10 protein-coding genes are annotated in these 9,910 nt (G+C 48.7%); 5 read left to right on the top strand and 5 right to left on the bottom strand.

Annotated features, from left to right (window positions below; all coding sequences use genetic code 11):
* Positions 1 to 696: hypothetical protein (locus B880_RS0123045; protein ID WP_026042860.1), on the bottom strand; the 696-nt coding region annotated here is incomplete at its 3' end.
* A gap of 192 nt (positions 697 to 888) precedes the next feature.
* Between B880_RS0123045 and B880_RS0123040 the strand changes: the two genes are divergently transcribed.
* From B880_RS0123040 to B880_RS0123020, 5 genes are all read left to right on the top strand, one after another.
* A complete protein-coding gene (locus B880_RS0123040; protein WP_017349819.1) occupies positions 889 to 1,449 on the top strand; it encodes a hypothetical protein in 561 nt (186 codons plus the stop codon).
* Between the two features lie 417 nt (positions 1,450 to 1,866).
* Positions 1,867 to 3,381, top strand: coding sequence for a VapE domain-containing protein (locus tag B880_RS25740; RefSeq protein ID WP_017349818.1), 1,515 nt, complete (start codon positions 1,867 to 1,869; stop codon positions 3,379 to 3,381).
* A 797-nt stretch (positions 3,382 to 4,178) separates the two neighbouring features.
* Positions 4,179 to 4,871, top strand: coding sequence for a recombinase family protein (locus B880_RS25480; protein WP_017349817.1), 693 nt, complete (start codon positions 4,179 to 4,181; stop codon positions 4,869 to 4,871).
* Between the two features lie 319 nt (positions 4,872 to 5,190).
* On the top strand, positions 5,191 to 5,733 hold the full coding sequence (locus tag B880_RS0123025) for a hypothetical protein (RefSeq protein ID WP_017349816.1): 543 nt from the start codon (positions 5,191 to 5,193) through the stop codon (positions 5,731 to 5,733).
* A 108-nt stretch (positions 5,734 to 5,841) separates the two neighbouring features.
* Positions 5,842 to 6,267 carry a hypothetical protein gene (locus B880_RS0123020; RefSeq protein ID WP_017349815.1) on the top strand — a complete coding sequence of 142 codons (426 nt, stop codon included), beginning with the start codon at positions 5,842 to 5,844 and terminating at the stop codon, positions 6,265 to 6,267.
* A gap of 27 nt (positions 6,268 to 6,294) precedes the next feature.
* Here B880_RS0123020 and B880_RS0123015 read toward each other — a convergent pair whose 3' ends face one another.
* The 4 genes from B880_RS0123015 to B880_RS26925 all read right to left on the bottom strand — a co-directional run.
* Complete coding sequence (locus tag B880_RS0123015) at positions 6,295 to 6,816, bottom strand: hypothetical protein (RefSeq protein WP_017349814.1); 522 nt, start codon at positions 6,814 to 6,816, stop codon at positions 6,295 to 6,297.
* Positions 6,816 to 9,035 (bottom strand): lytic transglycosylase domain-containing protein, encoded by a 2,220-nt coding sequence (locus B880_RS0123010; protein WP_017349813.1) that lies wholly within the window; start codon positions 9,033 to 9,035, stop codon positions 6,816 to 6,818. Before B880_RS0123010 ends, B880_RS0123015 begins: the two co-directional genes overlap by 1 nt.
* On the bottom strand, positions 9,032 to 9,514 hold the full coding sequence (locus B880_RS0123005; RefSeq protein WP_017349812.1) for a hypothetical protein: 483 nt from the start codon (positions 9,512 to 9,514) through the stop codon (positions 9,032 to 9,034). Before B880_RS0123005 ends, B880_RS0123010 begins: the two co-directional genes overlap by 4 nt.
* A partial coding sequence (locus tag B880_RS26925; protein ID WP_036646716.1) for a hypothetical protein occupies positions 9,514 to 9,910 on the bottom strand: 397 nt, incomplete at its 5' end. The genes B880_RS0123005 and B880_RS26925, both read right to left, overlap by 1 nt.

Raw genomic sequence — 9,910 nt, 5'->3', positions numbered from 1 at the left:
CCTTGAGATTTTGGCCGTAAGTTCATTAATTTCACGGGTGGTCATCCGCGCGGCGGTCTTCCTGTCCATTGCGACGCCGTTATACATGAAGGTCTGGTTGCGGTTGTAAACCTTATCCCGCAGACGTTCATTGCGTGCATCCTGGGCCGCGCCCTTCAGGAATTGTTCGGTAGCGCTGTCGCCGTTTTCCTTCTGCGCCGGGATGCCGAGCGCGTTTTCAATACTGCCTTCAGGCGCAGATTCGAGGCCGGTCTTTTTCATGCCTAACGCATGCTCAATGCTGCCTTCTGGATAGGCCTCATCCATAGCGCGGCGCTGTGCTTCGAGTTCATCCGCCGCACTTAAGTAGCGTTCCACATTCGGCGCGCGGCTGGAATTCTTCGCACGCTCATGGCGCAATACTTCTTCGTCGCCAACTTCGGTCGCGGCCAAATCAATATTGCCGTCTGCAACTCGTTTAGCGACTTTAGTCTCGCCGCCTGTGAGTTGCTGAATCAAATTTAATAATGTTTTCGCCTGTTTAACCAAAGCGCCTTTATCGGCGGAATCTTTCGCACGACTTTTGATAACGCGTTTATTATTCTCAGAAGACTTTTTACGCATCTCTTTTAACGTCCCGATAGAATCGAACACGCGAGCGCGGAATAAACCCGGTGCGATTTCAACGGACGATTGATTTAATGAACCTTGCAGCATTTGTTATTCCTCTTTGAATTGAAAGTTAAACTGTCTGGCAGTGGTACTATTATATTGTCGGGAGACCTTTAAAGCCAGACTCACAAACATAAATTTATATAGAGCGCAACCTTTAAATATAACTCGCAGCAATGTATGATTCGACCATCAGCCAGTATTAAAAACTCAAAATATCAAAGAACGGGGAATGAGATGAAACTAAGACGACAAATCGCAGATGAGGACTGGGGCAGCGATTATATGTGGAAAAGTATCACGGGCCGCGCGCCCGGACAGTATACCGAGCTAATGGATTACGCGAAGTTTCGCGCGACAGGCTACGATAAGTTTTATTCATTCAGCGCGGCATTCGGATATGAATTTGATGATTTCCGCACTGATATAGAAAAAAGAGCAATCGCAATCGAAACGACCGCCACTTTCAGGCAATATTATTATAATGCCTCAAACGAATTTAAGGTTGATAAAAAGGCCGTCGAAAGTCTTGCGTTCTCTGCGTTGCTGGAAATAATCAGAAGTGACGATGTAACGGGGCCGTCTCGATTGAAAGCGATTGAACAAGCCTGCTCCCTTGCCGGTGTTGATTCAATCGTCCCAGAGGACAAAGAGAAATACGGTTCGAGTATGGGGGATTTCTATGATGACATCGGAACATCCCAGGCGCGCGGCAAGCCATTCGTGAGCCGTACCCCCTCCCCTGCCGCTGGTTCTGCCGCGCAACGTGCGGAAGGTCGGAAAGGCACAAAGCACTAAGTCTTTGATTACGCGCAAATAAAAAGCCCCTCCAGAGGATGAAGGGGCTTTTCTTATCATTCAATATCAAAGGGGAATGAGTTTATTTTCTCACCTGGCTAAACCGAGCAATTAATCCCTGTACCAACAGGTGAGAGCTTAACCGGAACACGTCTGGCCTGACGTCAAAACCGGGTAGATGAAACTGATTAAGTAAGTTCCACATCCTACGCACTGCCATGCAGTAAGAAGGGTTTTTTCTAGCACCAGATAAGAACCAGAAAAAATAACTTAAATAACACTTCCACCACTCCATAAACTCACCTATAATTATATACAAGCTTTGCCTATTTGTGAAGCGGAAATGCAATTATTTTTATTCCACTGCCAAGGAATAAGGAATTGCTTAAAACAACGTACAATTAAAAAGGTAATCTCATGTCCGAACATCAAGCACTTCCAAGCGTACAAAACGAAAATTCCGCGTTAATCGAAGCTAATGACGATATTAACGAAATGTGGGAACACACTGACGGAATGGAAATGCACAAAGAAGCCGCAAAAGAAGCCGCGGCAGACTCCCTCGCTTTATTCCAGGCAGATAAAGAAAAGGTTCAGAATCAGAACCGCACCACCCGTGCCATTTATCCTGACCGCTTAGAATTAGATAACGGCAAAACTAAAATCCTGAACACTGTGGCGAACTGCCGCGCGATGTTCCGCAGTTTTGGCGTTGAAGCCTGCATGAACGAAATGACAGGCGAAAACACCTTCCGCAATATCGAAACCAATGAACTCGAAACACAAATGAGCATGTCTTTTCATTCTCGCTTTGTGAGCTGGGCCGAACTTACTTTCGCGCCGCAAACTATGGGTGATTACCACTTCCCTGCGCTAACGCTCGAAAAGAAATACCATCCTGTCGCGTTGTGGTTAGGTGATGCGAAATGGGATGGGGTGGAGCGGCTTAATAGCGTGATCGGAGCACTCAAAGTACACCCAGGAAATGAAGAATACTGCGAAGAGGTTATGAAAACCTGGTTCGCGGCTCTCATGGCCGCCGTTTATGAAGCTGAATTCAGCGTTAAAGTGCTTCCGGTATTACAAGGCGAGCAAACATTCTATAAATCAGCATTTGTGCGTCGTTTATTCCACGGAATTAATGGTGCGTATGATTCAGGTTCATTTAACCCATCAAATAAAGACGACTTAATCCGAATTATCGGCAACTGGTGTTATGAATTGTCCGAGTTGGACGCGACAACCAGCCGCGCGGATGTGGGTAAATTGAAATCTGAGCTGTACAAAACAGAAGATACATACCGCCCGCCATATGGCCGCGGCCAGATTACTAAGAAACGTCGCATTGTATTCATCGGCACAGTAAATGGGACTGACTTTTTAAAAGATCAGACTGGTAATGACCGTTTCGCAGTGCTGGAACTGGCCGCGCCTGTCGATATGTCTGCTGTGAATGACGCATTAGGAATGACTTATCACGGTGGGGAAAAGTTTGCATTAACTGACCCTGAAACTTACAAACAATTCTGGCTCGAAGTGCGCGAACTTTATCGCAACGGCCAAGCATGGGCGCTTAAAGATGAAACTATCAAAAAACAACGTCTCATTAATGATAAATTCACTGACAAAGGGATTTATTACCCGGTTATTATTGACCGTCTGTTTTCTGACAATGACGGGGCCGAAGTTGGCTCAGTCGATGAATGCGATCAGGACGGACGCGCGATTAAAGAAGGTTCAGGCGAATTCATGAGGTCCACCGAGTTGTGCGAACTGTGCGGGTTCAACGTAAGTCAGTGTGTTCCGTTCGGCAAAGCACTAAAAACCTGCGCGCGAGAAGGTCTAACGACGATGATCAAGAAGCAGGGCGGAAAGAAATATTTTTGGGTTTCCAAAAAAGCATTAAACGCGCTCAGAAACAAAGAATTCTGATTGCTATCCCGATTTCCTTAAATCGTTGAGATTTTTTTTGGCGGCCCTAAAAGGTCGCCATTTTTTTTGTAACTACTGTTAATAATCAACTGATGAAATAATTGTATCAGGTAATCACTTGAGGGATGGTTGCGGCCATGAATCAATTTTGGGTGGTTTTTAAACAGAAAATTAAAGAAATTTAGTGCGGGAGACAGTAAGGGTTAAGTAGAGTTTTGCCGCAAGATGTTGAAAACATTAATGAATATAGGGTAGAGAAGTAAAAGCGCGATTTCCTCATACGGGTGCTATATATGCCCGCGCGCTGTTATGTTATAACATAACATATTGTCGTTTTACTAAATCTTCCAGAATCACTATATCTACTATCTCTACTATCTCTGAGAAAAATAATCCGCGGCAATATCAATGAGTTACAAATTTGCGGCAGATAGGGTAAAAAACACTTGTAGGCGGCTACTATCTCTGGGTTTAGAAAACATCAACTAAATCAAGGTGTTACGCGGCGAAGTTACCCTCTCCGCAGTCCACCGGCTCGCGTCGCCGCGTCAATCCCTCAGAAACTCGAAAATAAATTTCGAGCTTCCTCACGATTACCAAAGAGTTCCAGAAAAATTCTGCGCGGCAATATGCAGAAGTGAGCAACGTCCGCAATGGTATGGAAAGGTATAGGTTTAGTACTGGTCATTTTCCCACGAATCCGCGCGGTGCAATCAGGCTTTACACACGGTACTGAAACACTTATAGTACCGCTCAACGAACTATACCTTCTAGTACCGATTTTTAAGAGGTTTAACATGACCAATCTTGTCTATGCCTATCTCCGCGCTTCGACCGCCAAACAGGACGCTAGCAGGGCCAAGGAGAGCTTAAAAGCGTTCGCCCGTACCCATGGGTTACGCATTGCTAACTACGTCACAGAGAACGCCTCAGGCGCTGTGCTGGCACGTCCTGCACTGATGAAGCTTATTGACGAAGCAGAGCCAGGCGACGCTATCTTGATTGAATCGGTTGACCGCCTGTCGCGCTTGAATAACGACGAATGGCAGAAACTGCGCTCAATCATCACTGAGAAGCGTTTGCGCATCATCAGCATCGACTTACCCACTTCGCATCAGATGGTTAAGACAGGTGACGAGTTCACACAAGCCATGCTAATGGCGATTAATGGCATGATGCTGGATATGCTCGCGGCCATCTCCCGCAAAGACTATCTGCAACGTCGTGAACGCCAGGCACAGGGCATCGCTAAACGTCGCGAGACAGGCAAACCAATGGGGCGGCCAGTTGATGAAGTTCGTGATCGCACTGTTGAAGCGATGCTGATTGCCGGTCGTTCATGGTCACAAATCTCTGAGGACGTGGGTTGTTCTCGTTCGTCTGTTTCCAAAGTGGCGAAGATGCTCAAGACAGCAAGCGATTCCGAGCCGGTTGTCACTCCACCTGCACCCGCCAAGAAGCCACGCCAGGCCAAATCAGCGCGGCAGTAACTATCCATTCCCGTCCATCGCGGCGGGAATCTCTTAATTAATGAACTTTGCAAATCTACGGGGTCGCCATTCAACGCACGGCGGCAATCCGGGCAAACGTATTGCCTAATTTCAAAGTCGCTTAAAACGCAGCACAGACAATAAATCGTTTTAAGGTTCATTAAATTAATGAACTCTGCGCGCGGCGAATAAAATTAATAAAAACTTAAAATATTCTCTTGTTTATTTGTCGCCGGTAAATATATACTTTCCACACCAAGACATAACAAACCAGTACGCGCATTGCCAGGCGCAGCAACAATCAAACAAAGGGTCGAAAATGAACACCAGAAGAATCAATTCCGAGGCAATTCGCTATGCCAATAATAGCCAAGTCCCCACTATCTTCGAAAGTAATCTGAGATTGGCTAATCCGTTTAATTCTATGGCTGCTTACCTTTTCGATTTGATTATTGAGCGCCAAGACATTCACCCTAAATACTTCGAAAATTTCGACGGCATTATTGAGATTGATTCTGAATATTCTGCGCGCGTGTTCTGTTATTTGTGTGGTGAAAACGAGTTTAAACTCACTTATTGGATTTTCCTTCGTGAAGACAAGTCCGCGTTGATGTTTTTGGGCTTGCTCGATAAAGAGCATCAGATGGACATTTCCGCCGAGCATGACAGTGTTACTCGCGGCATAATTTGTCGTTATCAACTCTATTTTTACATGAGTGCAACGACAAAATTCGTGCGTGAAGGCAGTCAGATGATCATGCGCGGCTCGCGTTTCCGTCCAATCCACGCACGAATTCTGGGAATGAGAGAAAAAATCGTTCTCGAATCAATGGGGCGTCAGTCCCGAATCAAATGTGAATAAAAAACTGCCAATCCGGTTGCGCATCCTCTGGTAGTACAAGACGTGTAAGTCGAACGGGAACATGTTTTTAAGTAATTACAACATACACTCAAAATCAAAGGGCAATATATGACCGGTAATCCAAACAATGAAACCATGCGCAAGTTTTTGAGCATGGGCGACGAATTCGAGTCCCACTATGAAGGCGAGATTAAAGAGTATGCGCGGCGTCGTGTGTTCGGCCAAAGCTGGCTTCTCGCAATGCACGCGGCATTCAATATCGACCGTAACGACAAGATCGTAGAAGAGTGGCGGCTGAAGATTGAGAGCACCGCAACTTACACACAAACGTTTGAGCATGTGCTCTCAAACACTGATATTTCTGAACTTTGGGACGGTTTCGCGGCTGTGAAAACGCTGATGGAGATTATCCACTCAGACGACTGCCCCGGACGGACTAAAGTTGATGCGATCCGGGAATTGAACATCCTGACAGGCCTCGTTGAGCCTGGCCCACTGTCGAAACGCAAAGCGCGACCGACAACCAAAGCATAAAGAAAAGGCCCGTAATGGGCCTTTTTGCTATCCTCTGTTCTTCGCGGCTTCCTTCTCTGCCTGCTCATTCGCTAACAGCCTGTTGACCGTTTCTGCGGTGATAAGGTCTGCCATATCGTAAGCATCACGGAAGCTGTAATACTCCTCCAACTCCCGCAACGTTGCGCGGCCGCTGCCGACAATCATTGCCAGGAGAGGATCAAGCGCTTCAGATTGCGTCATTTTACCGGCGTCCTTTTGGAACCTTGTCGGGAACCGAACGGACTTCCTGTTGATCACAAACCCAAAGTTATGCTCTTTGACCGTGTTCAAAAGCAACTCAAGCATATTTAGCGGCGTTAATACTGCGAACTCGTCATGAACATGAAGGTCGATGTTTTCTTCAGTAAGGGGCAACCACTGGCCGCCCACTAAAACCTCTGTTTCTTTTAAGAGGTCTACTGGCTCGACCTCGTTAATACGGAACATAATTTCCGAACCGGTTCGGGCGTCGAATTCGCGCGTTTTAAAGGTCAGCGCCGCCGCTGACCATTGATTAACTTTACGCATCAGTGAGAAACTCCGCTGTTATGGTTGTTGTTCATCTGCTTAATTTGCGTTTTAAGGTCTCGAACAACTTCATCAACCGCGGCTTTAGGCGTAGTCGCGGCGAAATTGAATGTTGGGGAGTAGGTGAACTGACGCTGTCCTGTATTAGAAAGGCTGTCATACCCTGCGCCGCCTCCCGGTGCACCTTGTCCGAGTGCCTGGACGCCGCGCCAGTCATTGCGCGAGTTGTAATAATTGGTTCTGGCCGCGTTAGCATCGGCGGAATTTTTGAATCCATTTTGTAAACCTGCCTGATAACGAGTCTGCGCGGCAATCAGGTTACGCAGAGTTTCAATTTTAAGGGTGTCATAAGCGATGGTTTTATCACGGTTCGACACTTCATTAGGTTGGTTCAACTGAGACAGCGGCATACCCATTTGCTGTGCCATGCGGCGTTGTGCGTCCAGCGCATAGCGTGAATCGTAGGTTTCCGCGTGAACACCATTGCTGCGCGAACCCTGAACGCTCGACATAGGGTTATATTGCGGCGTCTGGCCGTATGGGTTCATATTGTCCATCCCGCGCGTTGCGTCCTGCGGCGCATTAGACGGCAGATAGTGGCGAACCTTCGCCAAGTATTCTGGGGTGTTTTCGCCATACATCATGATGGAGCGGTTTACGTCGCCGCCGGTTGCGCGCATCTTCTGCATGAATACGCGATAACCCTGCTCAATAGATGTGTCCGGGTCGAACGGGTCTTCACCTGGCTTCCAGCTTCCTTTCAGCACCTGCATCAGCCCAGAGGCCGAGCTTTTCGGGTTCTTCGCGTTAGGATTGCCGCTTGATTCGACTTGAAGAATTGCCTTACCGACGTCGGCATATGGCCCCCACACCTGGTCGACTTTGCGATCGTACTGGGTGGGCGGCGGCGCGGTGCCGGTTTCGTTCGGTGCGCTGTAACCGCCAGGCTTACGCATCCAGTCGGGCCGGGTGTCGAAGCCATCGCCCATGCCTTTCAGCCCGGACGCTTTGCCCACACTCGCGGCCCAGTTCGCCATATCTTCATCAGACGACTGGTCGTTAAGGTCTGTAAACGCGCCGACCGCCGCGCCAAACATTTTAACGTTACGTTCCATCGTGTCGGACGCTTGTTTCTGCTGACGCGCGGCGGCTTCCTGCTTCAGCGCTTCCTGACGCATTTTTTCCTGACGCTCAATTTCTGCCTGACCTGCTTTGTTGATGGTATCAGACCAATCTTCGCCCATGTGATCCCAGAAGCGGAGAAGAAGCCCCTGTGCGGCGTCAGCTTTGGCCGAGAACACGCCGAAACTGTCGGAGAACGTCCCCAGCTTCTGCGGCGTGGTGTCCAGGAAGTCGGCCATCTCGTTGTCAAACTGCGACCAGAGAGGCAGGAACATAGAGCCGAGCTGGTTAGAAATGGCCTTGTTTACGGTGTCCAGCCGCGTCTGCGCCGCCGTCAGGTCATTGCTGGCCTTCTGGGACTCGTACATACGCGCGGTTTCCGTGGTAGACATCTGCGCATTCTGATCGCTCGCAACGGTACGCGCGCGGATAGCATCAACATCGCGTTGAGTCAGGCCAATCAGATTACCCATCGCATACGCCTGAACCTCAGTGGCGTTTTTGAGCTTCTTAGTCATCTGGTCAAGGGCTTCAGTCGTCCCCTGGCGCTGGCCGCTGCGGTCCATGTAGCTGACGCCAACGCCGCGCAACCGGACAGCGTCCTCGCTCATTGGGTCCATGCTGGTATATGCAGACGAGATGCGCTGCGATAGGTTCTGCTGAATGTTGTCGGCGCTCTGTGCGTCCAGGCCGACCATGCCGAACGTGCGGCGGTTCTGCACCATAGTGACCGGCGTTTCCCCGATAGAGAACGCAAGTTGCCGCGTGCGCTGGAACTCGTCATTTAGTTCCCGGGTAGACTTGATAGCCTTCGCCACGCCAGCCGCGATGACTGTAAACGCAATGGTTGCCGGGTTGATGATTCCCGCGGCAGACGTCTGGACCATTTTCAGGCCATCAGACAGAGCACCAGACTTAAATCCGGCCTCTTTCATCTTGCCGATCACTTTGTCGAAGGCATTCGCGTTGCTGTTCTGGGCCTTCGCGGAATCGTCATGGACTTTGGAGACTTTTTCCTGTAATTCGTCTAACCGGCGCAGTGAGTCTTTTAAATCGACTGAATACTGTAAGACGAATTTTTCGATTTCATCACTCATTTTGATCCCTCTTCGACTTTCAGCAACTGTAACGCCGGTTTAATATAGTCCTTTAACTCCATCAGAATAACCTTTACCATTCCAGAGGTAAGGATATAAGAGTTCTTTTCGTATTCTTTAATTTCTTCAGGCTCGCGGCTAATTCCATTATGAGAGAAGACGAGTTCTAAAATACGTTCCATCGTCTGCCAGTCATTAAGGTAATAATTAATCTTGTCTTCCGAGTCTAGCCGCACCTCGTTAATTCCCGTTTCCTCTTGGTCTTCTTCTGAAAGCACCACATAGGCATAAGAGAGAATATCGACGAGGAAATCAGGCTCGCTGTTTGCGTCATCAACCCATTTTAAATAACGAGCTTTGAGCCGATAGCCAGCCATTGCCGGGAAGAACACGATTTTAATTTCGACCTTGTCGCCGTCTTTAGTTACCGCCCATTCCTGGGCGGTTTTTACTGCGCTGTGTTTGGCTTCCATTTCCATCACCGCGCCTTCTTGTGAGCAGCCATCAGGGTGCCGTCCCGGCGGCGCATCAGCTGCGCGAAGCCTTGCGGGATGGTACGCAGGCGATCCATTACAGTTTGGATGCGGGAACCGTAATTTTTCTCCGCCGCCGCCGCGCCATGAATCGCGGCAAAGTCGTCGCGCGTGCGCTTCAGGACGTCTAACTGTTCTTTCAGTTCGCGCTGTTCAATACGCATACCGGTAAACTTATCCATGTCGCATTGCCGCACATAACAGGCTCCATTCTCAATGCTATTCAGCAGCGGCTGCTCATAGGTGGGCGCGCGGTTCATTAATGTGTCAATTCTGGTACTTGCTGCGGCCTTTTCCCTTGAGATTTTGGCCGTAAGTTCATTAATTTCACGGGTGGTCATC

This window comes from Pantoea sp. A4 (assembly GCF_000295955.2).
Classification (GTDB): Bacteria; Pseudomonadota; Gammaproteobacteria; order Enterobacterales; family Enterobacteriaceae; genus Pantoea; species Pantoea multigeneris.
Note: the sequence above shows the minus strand (reverse complement) of the source record. Positions and strands in the feature narration are given on the sequence as shown.